13 protein-coding genes are annotated in these 16313 nt (G+C 73.0%); 4 read left to right on the top strand and 9 right to left on the bottom strand.

Annotated elements, in window-relative coordinates:
- Positions 1-113: 113 nt before the first annotated feature.
- The 9 genes from O2V61_RS10670 to ngg form a co-directional block, all read right to left on the bottom strand.
- Positions 114-1709 (bottom strand): methyl-accepting chemotaxis protein, encoded by a 1596-nt coding sequence (locus O2V61_RS10670; RefSeq protein ID WP_269183286.1) that lies wholly within the window; start codon positions 1707-1709, stop codon positions 114-116.
- 485 nt (positions 1710-2194) lie between these two features.
- Positions 2195-3802: a methyl-accepting chemotaxis protein gene (locus O2V61_RS10665; RefSeq protein ID WP_269183285.1), complete on the bottom strand. Its 1608-nt coding sequence runs from the start codon at positions 3800-3802 to the stop codon at positions 2195-2197.
- 64 nt (positions 3803-3866) lie between these two features.
- A complete protein-coding gene (locus tag O2V61_RS10660; protein ID WP_052090872.1) occupies positions 3867-4319 on the bottom strand; it encodes a chemotaxis protein CheW in 453 nt (150 codons plus the stop codon).
- 1 nt (position 4320) lies between these two features.
- Positions 4321-6828 carry a chemotaxis protein CheA gene (locus tag O2V61_RS10655; protein WP_269183284.1) on the bottom strand — a complete coding sequence of 836 codons (2508 nt, stop codon included), beginning with the start codon at positions 6826-6828 and terminating at the stop codon, positions 4321-4323.
- Positions 6829-7154: 326 nt separating this feature from the next.
- Complete coding sequence (gene otsB / locus O2V61_RS10650; RefSeq protein ID WP_269183283.1) at positions 7155-7910, bottom strand: trehalose-phosphatase; 756 nt, start codon at positions 7908-7910, stop codon at positions 7155-7157.
- Entirely contained in the window at positions 7907-9298 is a 1392-nt protein-coding gene (locus tag O2V61_RS10645; protein WP_269183282.1) for an alpha,alpha-trehalose-phosphate synthase (UDP-forming), read from the bottom strand. Before O2V61_RS10645 ends, otsB begins: the two co-directional genes overlap by 4 nt.
- A gap of 79 nt (positions 9299-9377) precedes the next feature.
- The gene (locus tag O2V61_RS10640) at positions 9378-9731 is read right to left on the bottom strand and encodes a fluoride efflux transporter FluC (RefSeq protein ID WP_269183281.1); all 354 of its coding nucleotides are present in this window, start codon (positions 9729-9731) and stop codon (positions 9378-9380) included.
- Positions 9728-10111: a fluoride efflux transporter CrcB gene (gene crcB, locus O2V61_RS10635; protein ID WP_269184262.1), complete on the bottom strand. Its 384-nt coding sequence runs from the start codon at positions 10109-10111 to the stop codon at positions 9728-9730. Before crcB ends, O2V61_RS10640 begins: the two co-directional genes overlap by 4 nt.
- Positions 10108-11874, bottom strand: coding sequence for an N-acetylglutaminylglutamine synthetase (gene ngg / locus O2V61_RS10630; RefSeq protein WP_269183280.1), 1767 nt, complete (start codon positions 11872-11874; stop codon positions 10108-10110). The genes crcB and ngg overlap by 4 nt, the downstream gene beginning before the upstream one ends.
- A gap of 107 nt (positions 11875-11981) precedes the next feature.
- Here ngg and O2V61_RS10625 point away from each other — a divergent pair, with 107 nt between their 5' ends.
- The 4 genes from O2V61_RS10625 to O2V61_RS10610 all read left to right on the top strand — a co-directional run bounded on the left by O2V61_RS10625 (position 11982) and on the right by O2V61_RS10610 (position 16303).
- A complete protein-coding gene (locus O2V61_RS10625) occupies positions 11982-12974 on the top strand; it encodes an aldo/keto reductase (protein ID WP_269183279.1) in 993 nt (330 codons plus the stop codon).
- 54 nt (positions 12975-13028) lie between these two features.
- Positions 13029-13394, top strand: coding sequence for a hypothetical protein (locus tag O2V61_RS10620; RefSeq protein WP_269183278.1), 366 nt, complete (start codon positions 13029-13031; stop codon positions 13392-13394).
- The gene (locus tag O2V61_RS10615; RefSeq protein WP_269183277.1) at positions 13387-13869 is read left to right on the top strand and encodes a hypothetical protein; all 483 of its coding nucleotides are present in this window, start codon (positions 13387-13389) and stop codon (positions 13867-13869) included. The genes O2V61_RS10620 and O2V61_RS10615 overlap by 8 nt, the downstream gene beginning before the upstream one ends.
- 76 nt (positions 13870-13945) lie before the next feature.
- Positions 13946-16303, top strand: coding sequence for a SpoIIE family protein phosphatase (locus O2V61_RS10610; RefSeq protein WP_269183276.1), 2358 nt, complete (start codon positions 13946-13948; stop codon positions 16301-16303).
- Positions 16304-16313 lie beyond the last annotated feature (10 nt).

Genomic DNA, 16313 nt, shown 5'->3' with positions numbered 1-16313 from the left:
ATCGGGTGCGACACAAAAGTGCATCAACCGGTTGTCGGTGCGCCTTTGTCGACATCTCGGAATGGTCGCCGCGGGTCACCACGACACCCCGGGACGATGACGGCCGAGTGTTGTCACCAGGTGAAGCGGGACACGCTCCCCCGCAGGTCGCTGGCCATCCGGGACAGCTCGTCCACGGCCTGCCGGGTCTGCCCCAGCGCCTCGGTGGTCGAGGTGGCTGCCGCCGAGACGCCGGTGATGTTCGTGGCGATCTCGGTGGAACCGCCGGCGGCCTCCTGCACCGACCGCGACATCTCGTTGGTCGTGGCGGTCTGCTCCTCCACCGCGCTGGCGATGGTCAGCTGGAAGTCGTTGATCGACCCGATGATCTCGCTGATCCGACCGATCGCCGACACCGCACCGGAGGTGTCACCCTGGATCGCCTCCACCCGACGGGCGATGTCCTCCGTCGCCCGCGCCGTCTCCTGCGCCAGCTCCTTGACCTCGTTGGCGACGACGGCGAAGCCCTTGCCGGCCTCACCGGCCCGGGCTGCCTCGATCGTGGCGTTCAGCGCCAGCAGGTTCGTCTGCTCCGCGATCGAGGTGATCGCCTTCACCACCGCACCGATCTCCTGCGACGACGTGCCGAGCTTGGTGATGGTCTGCGTGGTGGTCTCCGCCTCGCCCACGGCCTGGGCGGCGACCCGGGTGGCCTCGTTCACGCTCTGACTGATCTCCCGGATCGCCGAGCTCATCTCGTCGGCACCCGCCGCCACCGTCGCCACGCTGCGGGAGACCTCCTCCGCCGCCGCCGAGACGACCCCGGACTGCGCCGAGGTCTCCTCCGCCGAGGCGGAGATCTGCGCCGAGGACGCCGACAGCTCCTCCGAGGCAGCCGCCACCGCATCCGAGGACGCGGCGACCGAGGCGATCACCGCACGCAGGTGCTCCTGCGCGGTGCCCAGCGCGACCGCCATCTGGCCGACCTCGTCCCGGGACGAGACGCCGGCGTCCACGGTCAGGTCACCGGTCGCCATGGCCTCCAGTGATGCCTGGACCTGCCGCAACGGACGGGCCAGCGAACGCTGGGTGAGCAGGCAGATCACCAGGATCACCACCAGCCCCAGGGCTGCGGCGATCTCCGTGGTGCGGGCCCCCTGGGTGATCGCGGCGTCCAGCTCGGCCTGGGCGACCGCGGACTCCGCGGCCAGCGCGTCCTTGGCCTCGCCGACAGCCCCGTCCGTCAGGTCGTTGGCGACCTGGATCTCCTCGAAGCGGGCCCGCATGCCGACCTGGTCGGCCACGGCCGCCTGCACGAAGGCCCTGAGCCCCTCCTGGTAGTCGCCGAAGGTCGACTGCACGGCAGCTGCCGCCGCGGCGCTGGCCCCGGTCAGCGGGACGCCCCGGAGCTCGTCCAGCAGCGCGTCCGCCGTCGCGACGTCGTCGGTCACGTCGACCATCTGGTCGGCGGGAGTGGGGCTCACCAGGGCCTTGAGGCCGTCCACCTTCAGCTCACTGGCCCGGGTGTCCAGCTGCAGCACCAGCTCGGCCGCCTCGTCCAGCTCCGCCAGGCGCGCGCTGGCGTCCCGGACGGTGGCGTTCGAGGACAGCGTCGCGGTCACCAGCACACCGAAGGCCAGGACGACGACGCCGATCATGAGGCCGAACTTCACGGCGAGCCGGCGGTCGGCGAACCAATTCGACGGGCCGGTCGGGGCGGGGGAGCGCATGGCGGGTCTCCTGATCTGGAACGGGCAAGGCGGGATCGAGATGGATGGGACCGATTGCACCCGTTCCAGAGAGAGGTGTTGCGTTCTCCGGATCGGCGGGGGAGTGGAACACCTCGGATCGGTTCGGACGGCGTCGTCCTGACATTCCCCGAGGGTCGTTCGTGGGCCATGGTGGAGGATCCGGTAATGCGCGGTACCGATGCATGCGGCGTGTTGCGGAAAGGCGTGGAGAATGGTCGATGACCGACACCCCGCGGCCCTTTGTCGACTCGGACGCCAGCCCACGGCCGCGCTCCGTCGAGTGACAGCTGAGCGGGCATCAATCCGCTGGGAAGCCCGCTCAGCTGTCACTCGATGCGCCCCCCCGGGGGCTCGTGTGGGGGCGGGGTGCCGGGACATGACCGCAGCCGCTGCCTCGCCCGGGGAAGGGGGCGAGACAGCGGCCGCGGAAGTCGTGCGGTTCGGGCCTCTCGGCGGGAGAGTCGTCAGTAGGAGAAGCGGGCCACCGTCGTGCGGAGGTCGCTGGCCATGCGGGAGAGCTCGTCCACGGCCTGCCGGGTCTGCCCCAGCGCCTGCGTGGTCGAGGACGCCGCCGTGGAGACGCCGGTGATGTTCGTGGCGATCTCGGTGGAACCGCCGGCGGCCTCCTGCACCGACCGGGACATCTCGTTGGTCGTGGCCGTCTGCTCCTCCACCGCGCTGGCGATGGTCAGCTGGAAGTCGTTGATCGACCCGATGATCTCGCTGATCCGACCGATCGCCGACACCGCACCGGAGGTGTCACCCTGGATCGCCTCCACCCGACGGGCGATGTCCTCCGTCGCCCGCGCCGTCTCCTGCGCCAGCTCCTTCACCTCGTTCGCGACGACGGCGAACCCCTTGCCGGCCTCACCGGCCCGGGCGGCCTCGATCGTGGCGTTGAGCGCCAGCAGGTTCGTCTGCTCCGCGATCGAGGTGATCACCTTGATCACGTTCCCGATCTCCCGCGAGGAGTCACCCAGCTTCATCACCGTCGCGTTCGTCGTCTCCGCCTCCGCCACCGCCTGCGCCGCCACCCGCGCCGCCTCGTTCGCGTTCTGGGAGATCTCCCGGATCGACGCCCCCATCTCCTCCGCACCCGCAGCCACCGTCGCCACGTTCCGGCTGACCTCCTCGGCAGCAGCCGAGACGACCCCGGACTGCGCCGACGTCTCCTCCGCCGAGGCGGAGATCTGCGCCGAGGACGCCGACAGCTCCTCCGAGGCGGCCGCGACCGCATCGGACGAGGCGACCACGGAGGCCATCACCGAACGCAGGTTGGTCTGGGCGGCGGCGAGCGACTCGGCCATCTGGCCGATCTCGTCCCGGTCGCGCACCTCGGGCAGCACGGTCAGGTCACCGTCGGCCATGGCCTGGACGGAGGTCTGCACGGAGCGGACGGTCGCCAGGATCCGGCGGACGACCAGGACTCCGAGGCCGCCGGCGACCAGGATGCCGATCAGTGCCACCACGAGCAGGTTCGTGATCGCACGATCGGCGGCGGCGGCGGCTTCGGCGTTGCGGGCGGCGGCCACCTCCGACTGGGCCACGCCCTCGTCCTCCATCGCCTGGGAGAAGTCGATGACGATCTGGGCGGCGGTGTTCTGGTAGACCAGGCCGAACCTCGCCAGGTCACCGGCGTCGGCGGCCGGTACCAGCTGGGTCTCGTTGAGCTGGACGAACTGACCGAAGGACGCCTCGAAGGTGTCGAGAGCAGCCTGGTTCACGGCGTGGGGGGTGTACGCGTCCGAGGCGGCCCGCAGGTCGGCCAGCTTCCCCTGTGCCTGTTCGGTGATCTTCGGGCGGTCCGCGACGGAGTAGACGGGGTACTGCAGGACGCGGGAGCGGTAGGCCGCCACGGCCCGCTGGATGGCCGCCAGCTCGTTCAACGGCTTGAGGTTCTCGGTGTAGATCGCCTCCTGGCCGGCGCGCATGTCGTTGATCCGGCCGATCGCCAGCGCGTTCGTGCCGAGGACGACGACGGCGAGCAGGGTGATGACCGCACCGATCTTGACGCCGATCGGTCGGTCGGCGAACCACCCGAGCCGCCGAGGGGGAAGAGCTGTGGTGCTCATGGACTGTCTCCAGGTAGGGGAGGGGATCGGGTGGCGGTGCGATGCGGTGCGGTGGTGCGGTCGTTCAGGTGCCGACGGCGCGGTTCACGTCGAGGGCGAGGAGGAGCTGGCCGGAGAGCTTGTAGGCGCCCCGGATCAGCTCGCGGGCCGCACCGTCGAGCGTGTCCGGCGGGGCCTCGAAGTCGCGGACGTCGACGTCCACGACGTCGGCGATGCTGTCGACCAGCAGGCTGACCGCCTCGCCGTGCAGCCGGACCACGATCACGACGGGCTGCTCACCCTCGGGGCGGGCCGGCCTGCCGAGCCGCTCCCGCAGCTCGATCGCGGTGACGACCTGGCCGCGCAGGTTGATCAGCCCGGCGACGGCCGGCGGTGCCAGCGGCACCCGGGTGATGCTCTGGCTGCGCAGCACCTCCTGGACGTGTTCGACCTCGACGCCGTAGAGGTCGCCGTCCAGCCAGAAGGTGGCGAGCTGACTGGTCGCCGGCACGGTCCAGGCCTCGGTCGCGGTGCTCATGTCAGACCTCCATCAGGGGGGCGGGGAACCCGGCGCCGTCGACGGCGAACGCATCGGGGGAGGGCAAGGCGGCCGGGGCCGTGGTGTAGAACGCCGGGTCGGCGGCGAGGATGGCCGCCCGGACGTCGAGCAGCTCGGTGACGCGGTCGCCGATGACGGCCGAGCCGAGCAGTCCGAGGTCGTCGATGTCGCTGTGCACCGAGGCCTCGCCGTCGACGATGTCGAGGATCTCCTCGACCACGATCGCCACGCTGCGCCCGTGGTCGGCGTAGACGATGACCTCCAGCGTCTCCCGCTCGTTGTCGCCGAACGCGCCCAGGTGCCGGTCGAGCCGGACGATCGGCAGGATCGCGCCGCGGTACTGGACCACCTCACGGGAGCCCACCCGCTCGACGGTCTCGCTGCGCACCTGCTCCAGCCGGGTGACGGTGTCCAGCGGGATGGCGACCCGCCGGCCGCCGCCGATGGCCGCGAGCAGCATCCGCTGGCGCTCCTGGACGGCGATGGTGACGCTGGCGGCCACGCGGGCCTCCTGGCGCTCGGCGGTCTCGGCGCGCAGCGCCCGGCGGGCGAGCGCCTGGACGTCGAGGATGAGCGCGACGGCGCCGTCCCCGAGCACGGTGGCCCCGGAGTACAGCCCGATGGCCTTCATCTGGCCGCCGACCGCCTTGACGACGATCTCCTCGGTGTTGATGACCCGGTCGACGACCAGCCCGAACCGGCGTCCCTCCGAGCGGAGCACCGCGATGACCACGTGGCCGTCGTGCCGGTCGGAGGGCAGGCCCAGGACGTCGGCGAGGTGCACCAGGGGGAGCAGCTCGCCACGGAGCCGGTAGACCGACGCCCCACCGACCTCCTCGACGGCGGCTGCGGCCTTCTCGGCGTCCAGGGCGACGAGCTCCTGCAGGCTGATCTGCGGGATGGCGTAGCGGTCGCCCGCGCACTCGATGGTCAGTGCCGGGACGATCGCCAGGGTCAGCGGGATCCGGAGCCGGGTGCAGGTGCCGCGCCCGGGCACCGACTCGACCTCGATCGTGCCGCCGATGGACTCGATGTTGGTCTTGACCACGTCCATCCCGACGCCGCGGCCGGAGACGTTGGTGACCGCAGCGGCAGTGGAGAAACCGGGCAGGAAGACCAGCTGCAGGATGTCGGCGGGGCTCATCCGGGACAGCGCGTCCGGCGTGAGCAGCCCGCGCTCGACGGCCTTGGCGCCGATCTTCACCGGGTCGATACCGGCGCCGTCGTCGGCGACCTCGACCACGACCTGGCCGCTCTCGTGCCGGGCCCGCAGGGTCAGCACGCCCTCGGCCGGCTTCCCGGCGGCCGTGCGGACCCCGGCCGGCTCGACGCCGTGGTCGACGGAGTTGCGGACCAGGTGGGTCAGCGGGTCCTTGACCGCCTCGAGCAGGGTCTTGTCCAGCTCGGTCTCCCGGCCCTCCATCTCCAGGCGGACCGACTTGCCGCACTGCAGACCGAGGTCGCGGACGACGCGGGGGAGCTTGCTCCAGATGTGGTCGATCGGCTGCATGCGCGTCTTCATGACGCCCTCCTGCAGCTCGCTGGCGATCAGGTTCAGCCGCTGGGAGGCCCGGACCAGGTCCTGGTCGGTCTGCCGGCCGACGTACTGGACGATCTGGTTGCGGGTGAGCACGAGCTCACCGACGAGCAGCATCAGGGCGTCGAGCAGGTCGACGTCGACCCGGATGGTGCTGTCGGCCACGGCCCGCCGGCCGGGCTGGGCGCCGGCGCGCTCCTCGCCGGGCTCCGGGACGGCCTCGGCCGCGGTCGGGGGCAGGGCGGGGGCCTCGGCCACCGGGACCTCCATGGGGACCTCCTTCGGGACGTCGACGGCCGGAGCCGGCGCGGACGGTGCGGCCGGGAGCATCTCGGCGGCCGGCACGGGAGCCGGCTTCGGGACGGCCGGTGCGGCGGCCTTGGGCACACGGGGGGTCTTCGGCGCGGCCTTCTTGACCGGCGCCTTCTTGGCGGCGGCGCGCTTGGCGGGAGCGGGCTCGGCCGGGGCCGCCAGGGCCTCGACCGGCACCTCGACCGGCACCTCGACCGGCACCTCGGCCGTGGCCGGTGCGGGCTCCGGCTCGGGCGCGGCGACCGGGGCGGGGGCGTCCTCGAGGACGGCGCTGAGCGTGGCGACGGTGTCCGCGACCACGACGGAGCCCTCCCCACCGGAGGCCTCGATGGCGGCGAGCAGGGCCCGGATGGTGTCGACCATCTGCAGCAGTGCGTCGGTGCGGACCGGGGTCAGCTCCAGGGCGCCGTCCCGCAGCCGGGAGAGCAGGTTCTCCCCGACGTGCGCGACCTCCTCCAGCCGGTTGAAGGCCAGGAAGCCGCTGGTGCCCTTGATCGTGTGGATGGTCCGGAAGATGCTCGAGAGCCGGTCCCGCGAACGGGGGTCCTGCTCCAGTGCGACCAGATCCTGGTCCAGCTGATCGAGGTTCTCGTGGCTCTCCACGAGGAACTCCTCGACGATGTCGTCCAGACCTTCCACGCCTGCCTCTTCCCGTTGGTGCGCCGTGGGGCGTGCCCCGCACAGCGATGGCTTCATCGGCGCCCGCCGGACCACCTGAAGGTGAACTCCATGCGAGCACTCGCCTTTTCTTGATTGCCATTTCATGGGTCAGAAATGGTGTTTCATGCCCATGTCGACAATGGCCGCGGATCAGCGTCCGACCAGGTCAGACGGCGAGACCACGGCGTGATGTGACGAATCGGCAGCACCGGGAACGACTGTGACCGCCGACCCGGGGGGCCGACGGTCACAGTGGGGGAGAAGGGAACGGAAAGGGCCTGGTGAGGCCGGTGAGACGGTTGCGTTCAGGCGTGCAGGGCGGTGACCAGCCACTCGAGGACGGCGCGCACACCGTCCAGATCGGGCACCCGGTGGGCCGCGGCGGTGTCACCGTCACCGACCTTGACCGTGACGCCGTCGGGGGCCAGGGCGCGGAAGCCGTCCTCGTCGGTCACGTCGTCCCCGAGGTACAGCACCCCCTGGGCACCCAGCTCCGCACGCAGCCGGACCAGGGCCGAGCCCTTGTCGGCGTCGGTGACCGCCAGCTCCAGGACGTCCTTGCCCGGCTTGGCGGTGAGCGCCGGGTCGGCACCGGGGCCGGCGGCGACCTCGGCGAGCAGCCGGGAGGCTGCGGCACGGTCGGCGACGGTGCGCACGTGCACCGCGGCACTGGCCGGCTTGTGCTCCAGCCGGGCGCCGGGGACGGCCTCGACCAGCGGGGCGAGCGCCGCGGCCAGCTCGTCACGGCGGACGGCGAGGTCACCGGTGAGCGGCCCGTCGAACTCCGCGCCGTGGCTGCCCACCCAGCGGAACGGTCCGGTCAGCCCGCTGGTGGCCTGCAGGTCAGCGACCCCTCGTCCGCTCACCAGGGCGACGGTCGCCCCGTCGACGGCGGCCAGCCGGGCCAGCAGGTCGCCGACGCCCGGCTCGGGCACCGCCGCCGCCGGGTCGTCCCGCAGCCGGGCCAGCACGCCGTCGTAGTCGCTGGCCAGCAGCAGCGGCCGGGACGAGGCCAGGTGGTCCAGTGCCTGCGCCAGGGCGGCGTCCAGGGACGGACTCACGCCTGGGCCTGCAACGACTCGAAGAAGGAGCTGGCCCAGTGGTCGAGGTCGTGCTTGGTGATGTGCCGGCGCATCGCCTTCATCCGCTTGGCGCTCTCCGCCGGCTCCATCCGCAGCGCGCGCAGCAGCTGGGCCTTCACCCCCGCGATGTCGTGCGGGTTCACCAGCAGTGCCTGCTTGAGCTCGGCGGCGGCCCCGGCGAACTCGCTGAGCACCAGCACGCCACCGTCGTCACCGCGGGCGGCGACGTACTCCTTGGCGACCAGGTTCATGCCGTCGCGATAAGGGGTGACGAGCATGACGTCGGCCGCCCGGTACATCGCGGCCAGCTCCTCGCGGGGCATCGACTGGTTGAAGTAGTGCACGGCCGGCCCGGCCATCGAGCCGTAGACGCCGTTGATGTGCCCGACCTGCTGCTCGATCGTCTCGCGCATCGTCACGTAGTGCTCGACCCGCTCGCGGCTGGGGGTGGCCACCTGCACCAGGACCGTCGAGGGGGCCTCCAGGGCGCCGTCCTCGAGCAGCTCCTCGAACGCCTCCAGGCGCACCCCGATGCCCTTGGTGTAGTCGAGCCGGTCGACGCCGAGCACGATCTTGTCCGGCTGGCCCAGCTCCTCGCGGATCTCCGCGGCCCGGGCCAGCACCTCCGGGCTGCGGGCGAGGTCGTCGAAGGCGGACACGTCGATGGAGATCGGGAACGCCTTGGCGGTGACCGTGCGGCCCTCGTAGGAGATGGCGTTGCCCTTGTACGGCAGGTCGTGCAGCCGCCGGGCCAGGTTGATGAAGTTGCTGGCCGCCGACGGCTGCTGGAAGCCGATCAGGTCGGCACCGAGCAGCCCCTCGATGATGGCCGAGCGCCACGGCAGCTGGGTGAACAGCTCGTAGGGCGGGAAGGGGATGTGCAGGAAGAAGCCGATGGTCAGGTCGGGGCGCTGCTGCCGCAGCATGGCCGGGACCAGCTGCAACTGGTAGTCGTGCACCCAGACGATCGCGCCCTCGGCGGCCACCTCGGCGGCCCGGTCGGCGAACCGCTTGTTGACCTGGACGTAGGCGTCCCACCACTTGCGGTGGTACTCCGGCTTCTCGACGACGTCGTGGTAGAGCGGCCACAGCGAGGCGTTGGAGAACCCCTCGTAGTAGCGGTCCACCTCCTCCTCGGTGAGCGGCACCGGCACCAGCGACATGCCACCGGACTCGAAGGGGTCCGGGGCGTCGCCCGCAGCGCCGGACCAACCGACCCAGGCGCCGCCGCGGCCGGCGACGAACGGCTCGAGGGCGGTGACCAGGCCGCCGGGGCTGCGCTGGTACCGCGTCGTCCCGTCGGGGTCGGTCACCTGATCGACGGGCAGGCGGTTGGCGACCACCACCACCGGGCTGTCGGCCTCCACCTGATCTCCTCCGGTGCGCGTTGATCCACTCATCCGCCCAGACCCTAGGTGACGGAGCCCACCTGGTGCGCACCGCGGCTCAGCGGGAGAGCAGGAACCCGGTCGCCGCGGCGCCCAGCCCGAGCAGCAAGGACGCCGTGACGTAGCCCAGCGCCCGCAGCACGGCGCGCTCCTCCACCAGCCGGACGACGTCCCAGCCGAAGGTGGAGAAGGTGGTGAGCGTGCCGCAGAAGCCGGTGCCCACCAGGGCGAGGACAGCGGGGGAGACGTCGGACCGGCCCAGCAGCACCCCGAGGACGGCGCTGCCCAGCACGTTGACGGTCAGGGTCCCCAGCACGCTGCCCCGGCCCCGGCGGGCGGTGGCCACCCGGTCGGCGAACAGCCGCAGCGGTGCCCCGGCCAGCGCCCCCAGCGCCACCCACAGCGCCGTCACGACCGGCTCACCACCGCGCGGCCGGCGGTCAGCCCGACGACCACCGCCAGCACGCCCCCGATCACCGACACCAGCACGTAGCCGCCGGCCAGGAGGACGGCGCCGTCCTCGACCAGCTGCACGGTCTCGACCGCGAAGGTGGAGAACGTCGTGTACCCACCGAGCACCCCGGTGACCAGGAACGGCCGCAGCCAGGGGGAGTCCGGGTGCCGGGCCAGCAGGACGGCCAGCAGGGCGCCGATCAGCGCACACCCGGTGAGGTTGACCAGCAGCGTGGCCCACGGCCAGCCGCCCGCGGGGGAGGGGAGCACCTCGGCCAGGCCCCAGCGGGCCAGCGCACCGAGCACCCCGCCGAGGGCGGCGGCGACGTAGCCGGTCAGCGGCCCACCCCACGGGTCTCGGGGAACAGCAGGTCGACGAAGCGCGCCACGGTCGGCTGGGGCTCGTGGTTGGCCAGCCCGGGCCGCTCGTTGGCCTCGATGAACACGTGCTCGGGCCCGGCGACGTCCGGGACCATGAAGTCCAGCCCGGTGACGGGGATGCCGATGGCCCGGCTGGCCCGCACGGCCGACGCCGCGATGTCGGGGTGCAGCCGGTCGGTGACGTCGTCGATCGTGCCGCCGGTGTGCAGGTTCGCCGTGCGCCGCACCCGCAGCCGCTCGCCCCGCGGGAGGACGTCGTCCATGGCGTGCCCGGCGTCGGCGACCACCTCGGCGGTGGCGTCGTCCAGCGGGATGCTCGACTCCCCGCCGGTGGCCCGCTGCCGGCGGCGGCTGGTCTCCCGGACCAGGGCGGCCACGTCCTGCCGGCCGTCGCCGACCACCTCGGCCGGCCGGCGGAGTGCGGCGGCGACCACCCGGTGGTCGATCACCACGACCCGCAGGTCGTCCCCGGCGACCAGCTCCTCGACCAGGACGTCAGGGCAGTACTGCACCGCCAGCGCCAGGGCCCGCTCCAGCGACGGTTCGTCGCGGACGCCGACGGTGATGCCCTTGCCCTGCTCCCCGCGGGCCGGCTTGACCACCACGGCACCGCAGTCGGCCAGCAGCTGCCGGGCAGCGGCGTCCGCGCCGTCGGACACCACGGCACCCCGCGGCACCCGGACGCCGGCACGGTCCATGATCCGGCGGGTCACCCGCTTGTCGTCGCACCGGCTCATCGCCACCGCCGAGGTGAACTCCGACAGCGACTCCCGGGTGAGCACCGAGCGCCCGCCCAGCGCCAGCCGCAGCTCGCCGAACTCGGCGTCGGTGACCTCCACCCGGATCCCGCGGCGCAGCGCCTCGTCGGCGATGATCCGCGCGTAGGGGTTGAGCTCGTTCAGGCCGGGCGGGGGAGCGGCGAACAGCGGGGTGTTGATCGGGTTCTTCCGCTTGACGCAGACCGCGGAGATCCGGGAGAAGCCCAGCTTCAGGTAGAGCGCGATCGCCGCGCGGTTGTCGTGCATGACCGACAGGTCCAGGTGCGCCCGGCCGCGGGCCGCGTACCGCTCGGCGAGCACCCGCACCAGCGCCTCGCCGGCGCCGGCCGGTGCGTCCTGCGCGTCGACGGCCAGGCACCACAGACTCGCGCCGCCGTCGGGGTCGCCGAACGCCAGCTGGTGGTCGACGCCGGTGACCGTGCCGATCACCTGTCCGGTGCGCGTGTCCTCGGCGACCAGGTAGGTGAAGGTGCGGGTGCGGTGGTTGCGCCACATCGTGGCGGCGTCGCCGGTGACCATGCCGGCGCGGGCGTACAGCTCGTTGATCCGGTCCATCTCGGCCGCGGAGGTCACCGTGCGCACGAAGACGCCGCGGATGACCTCCTCACGGGGCCGGTAGCGGTGCAGCGGCAGCCGGTAGACGAAGGAGGGGTCGATGAACAGCTCGTCGGGGGCCATGCCCACGAGCACCTGCGGGTCCCACGGATAGACGCAGATGTCCCGGCGTCCGGACTCCTCCGCCCGGAGCGCGGTGAGCACACCGGAGAGGTCGGCGAACGTCTGCCCGAACACCAGCCGGCCCCAGCCCATGTCCAGGACGACGTCGCCCTGCATCCCCTGCCGCTCGTGCGCCGCGGGCTGTTGCCACGACCGGCTGGTGAGCGACGCGGGTGTCGCCTTACGGGTGCGGTGGCCGGCCAACCTCCGGGGTGCGCTGGTCACCCGCCCACCGTAGGTGACCGCCGTTTCCGGCGCGTTCCACGTGGAACCAGGCGCTGGTCACCACCCTGCCCGGGTTGCGCACGCTCGCCGGCGGGCAGGGTGGGGCCATGCAGACACGCATGCTCCGCGACCTGACCGTCTCCGCCCAGGGTCTGGGCTGCATGGGGATGAGCGAGTTCTACGGCACCGGGGACCAGTCGGAGGCCGAGCGCACCATCGGCCGGGCCCTCGACCTCGGCGTCACGTTCCTCGACACCGCCGACATGTACGGCCCCTTCACCAACGAACGCCTCGTCGGCCAGGCCATCGCCGGCCGCCGCGACGAGGTGGTGCTGGCCACCAAGTTCGGCAACGAGCGCGGCGAGGACGGCTCCTTCCTCCGGATCAACGGCCGCGCCGAGTACGTGCACCGCGCCTGCGACGCCTCGCTGCAGCGGCTGGGCGTCGACGTCATCGACCTCTACTACCAGCACCGGGTCGACACGACCGTGCCGATCGAGGAGACCTGGGGCGCGCTGGCCGAGCTGGTGGAGGCCGGGAAGATCCGGCACGCGGGGATCTCCGAGGCCGCGCCCGACACCATCCGCCGGGCGCACGCCGTGCTGCCGGTCACCGCGCTGCAGACCGAGTACTCGCTGTGGACCCGCGACCCGGAGGAGGACGGCGTGCTGGCCACCTGCGCCGAGCTGGGCATCGGCTTCGTCGCCTACTCGCCGATCGGCCGCGGCTTCCTCTCCGGGCAGATCCGCAGCATCGACGACCTCGATCCCGACGACTTCCGCCGGCGCAACCCCCGTTTCCAGGGGGCGGCGTTCATCCGGAACCTGGAGCTCGTCGACCGGGTCCGCGAGCTCGCCGAGGCCAAGGGCGTCACCGCCACCCAGCTGGCGCTGGCCTGGGTGATGGCCCAGTCGGGCCGGGCCGGCGCCCCGGCGGTCGTGCCGATCCCGGGCACCAAGCGGGTGCGGTACCTGGAGGAGAACGCGGCCGCCGCCGACGTCGTCCTCACCGAGGAGGACCTGCGGGCGCTGGACGAGGCCGCCCCGGCCGGGGCCGCGGCCGGTGACCGGTACCCGGACATGTCCACCGTGCACCGCTGATCCGGCCGCCGGGCAGGATGGGGGCGTGCCACCCATCCTGACCGGCCGCCACCGGTGAGCACACCGCTCGTCGTCGCCGCGACCGTCGTCGCCGTCGTGCTGGCCGCCCTCGGTGGGCTCAGCACGGCGCTGCGGCGCCGGATCGGCACCGCACACCTGGCCGGGACCGGGCTGCTGGAGCTGCTGTTGCTGGTGCAGCTCGGCGTGGCGGTGGCCGCGCTCGCGGGCGGGGACCGGCCCGAGGACCTGCCCACGTTCCTCGCCTACCTGCTCAGCGTGGTGCTGCTGCCGATCGCCGGGCTGCTCTGGGCCCGATCCGATCCGACCCGCTGGGCGGGGACGGTGCTCGGGGTCGCCGCGCTGGCCGTCGCCGTGATGCTCTGGCGACTGCTGGACCTGTGGGAGGTCACCGGTGGCTGACGGCGGTGCGCTGGGCCGGCCGGCCGCGGAGGGGACGTCCGCCGAGCCGGGCACGATCCGCGGCCCGGGGCGGGTGCTGGTCGCGCTCTACGGGGTGTTCGCCCTCGCCGCGGGTGCACGAGCGGCGGTCCAGCTGTCGACGCAGTTCGACGAGGCGCCGCTGGCGTACCTGCTGTCGGCCGTCGCCGCGGTGGTCTACGTGATCGCCACGGTCGGACTGGCCCGCGGTGGTCGCGGTGGCCGGCGCACCGCTGTGGTCGCCTGCTCGATCGAACTGGCCGGCGTGCTGGTGGTGGGCACGCTCTCGCTGCTGGACCCGGCGGCGTTCCCGGACGCCACCGTGTGGTCGGGCTACGGGCAGGGCTACGGGTACGTCCCGCTGCTGCTCCCGGTGCTCGGCCTGCTGTGGCTGCGCCAGCGGTCCCGGGTCGCCGACGCACCGGCCGAGACCGGCGGGACCGACCACACCGGATGACCCGCGCGGGTGACACCGGCCCGACCGGGCGGTACTCCGTGGTGCGCAACCGATGACCATCTCCTAAAATCACTCGGTGCCGTCAGACAGACGACCCGGGGGCCCGGGCACCCGTCAGGTGCCACCCGAGGCCGCCGCAGCGTTGACCGAGGTCCTCCCGGCCTCGTCCGGCCAGGACGAGCGGAGCCGCCAGCAGGCAGACGAGCGGAGCCGCCAGCAGGCATCGGTCGTCGGGGCCGCCGAGGCGATCGTCGCGGGCACTGACACCCAGCGCGGCGCCCAGGCGGCGCTGCCCGGTGTCCTCTCCGACGTCCCGGTCGCCGTGCTGGTCATCGACCAGGCCGCCGGCACGGTGACCTACGCCAACACCGCGGCGATCGAGCTGGCCGGGAACGTGCGCCTGCCGGTCGGCGTCGACACCTGGGGGGCCTCGGCCGGCCTCACCGACCTGTCCGGTGCACCACTGGCGCGGTCGGCCGGACCGCTGTCCGACGTCGCTGCCGGCCGGCTGGTCGCCGGCGAGGCCGTCCGGCTCAACCCCCGGCGCAGTTCGGACGAACGGCGGGCCGCCGACGAGGAGCTCGACGGCGACCAGGTGCTGTGGGTGAGCGGCTTCCCGCTGTCCCGGGACGACAGCGAGCAGCGGATGTCGCTGGTGGTCTTCCTGCAGCTCGACGGGCCCACCGATGCGGCCGACCCCGAGGCCCAGTTGCAGGCGCTGCGGGAGCGCGCCGTCGTCGCCACCGACATCGCCTTCACCATCACCGACCCCCGGCAGGAGGACGACCCGTTGGTGTGGGTCAACCCCTCCTTCACGCGGATCAGCGGCTACACCTACGAGGAGAGCGTCGGGCGCAACTGCCGCTTCCTGCAGGGCCCGGCGACCGAGGAGAAGGCCATCGCCGACCTGCGCCAGGCGCTGCGCGACGAGCAGCCGGTCACCACCACGCTGCTCAACTACCGCAAGGACGGCACGGCCTTCTGGAACCAGCTGTCGATCAGCCCGGTGTTCGACGGCGAGGGCGAGCTGGTGAGCTTCGTCGGCGTCCAGACCGACGTGACCGAACGGGTGCGGGTCGAGGACGACCGCAAGGCCGCGTTCGCCGCAGAGCAGGCCGCCCGCCGCGACGCCGAGGAGGCCCACGCCGCCGCCGACGCCGCCCGGGTCGAGGCCGAGCGGGCGCAGAGCCGGCTGGCGCTGATGGCCGAGGCCACCAGCACCCTCAGCGCGACGCTGGACATGGACGACCTGCTCGACCGGCTGGCCTCGCTGTGCGTACCGCTGCTGGCCGACTGGGTCTTCCTCACCCTGGTCGACGAGCACGGCGCGGTCACCGGCACCTCCTCCGCCCACCGGCGGGGCATGACCGAGGAGCTGCGACGCTTCGCCGCGCTGCGGATCGCCGACCTGCCCGACGCCGCCCCCATCCGCCGGGTCCTCCGGTCCAGTGAGCCGGTGCTCGTCCCGGAGATCACCGACGAGATCCTGCTCAGGGCCGCGCCCGACCCGGCGCTGCGCGCGGTGATGGCCGAGCTGGGCACCTCCTCCCAGCTCACCGTCCCCCTGGTGGCCCGTCGCCGCACGCTCGGCGCGCTCACCCTGGTCGCCGAGACCCAGGACCGGCGGTTCGGCACCGACGACGTCGACCTGGCCCGGGACCTCTCCCGCCGGGCGGCCATGGCGATGGACAACGTGCGGCTCTACCAGCAGGAGCACAGCGTCGCCGAGACGCTGCAGCGCTCCCTGCTGCCGGAGCTGCCGGAGATCCCCGGCGTCGTGGCTGCCGCGCACTACCTCAGCGCGTCCAGCGCCGCCGACGTCGGCGGCGACTTCTACGACCTGCTGCACCTGCCCGACGGCAGTGTGGGGCTGGCCGTGGGCGACGTCGTCGGGCACGACATCGCCGCAGCCGCGGCGATGGGGCACCTGCGCGGTCTGCTGCGGGCCTGCGCCTGGGACGCCGGCGAGGGCGACCCGGGAGAGATCCTCGGCCGGGTCGACCGGCTGGTGCAGGGCCTGCACGTGGCCCGGATGGCGACGATGATCTACGGCCGGGTCGAGCGGCCCAGCGCCGAGGGCGAGCCCTGGCGGCTGCAACTGGCCAACGCCGGGCACCCGCCGCTGCTGCTGCGCCACGTCGACGGCACGGTCGAGATGCTCGACGGGATCACCGGGATGCTGATCGGTGTCGACGTCCTGCACCGGCGGAGGTCCCGCGCGGTGAGCATCCCGCGTGGGGCGACGCTGGTGGCCTACACCGACGGGCTGATCGAACGGCCCGGGGAGGACCTGGACCAGGGGATCGCCGCCCTGGTACAGCGGCTGCGCGACGCCCCGGTCGACGACGACCCGGCCGCGCTGTGCCTGCACGCGGTCGGCGCGGACCCGGACCGCCGGGACGACGTCGCCGTGCTCGCCCTGCGTTTCGACTAGCGGGGCCGGC

This window comes from Modestobacter sp. VKM Ac-2985 (genome assembly GCF_026967925.1).
In the GTDB taxonomy this organism is placed as follows: Bacteria; Actinomycetota; Actinomycetes; order Mycobacteriales; family Geodermatophilaceae; genus Modestobacter.
Note: the sequence above shows the minus strand (reverse complement) of the source record. Positions and strands in the feature narration are given on the sequence as shown.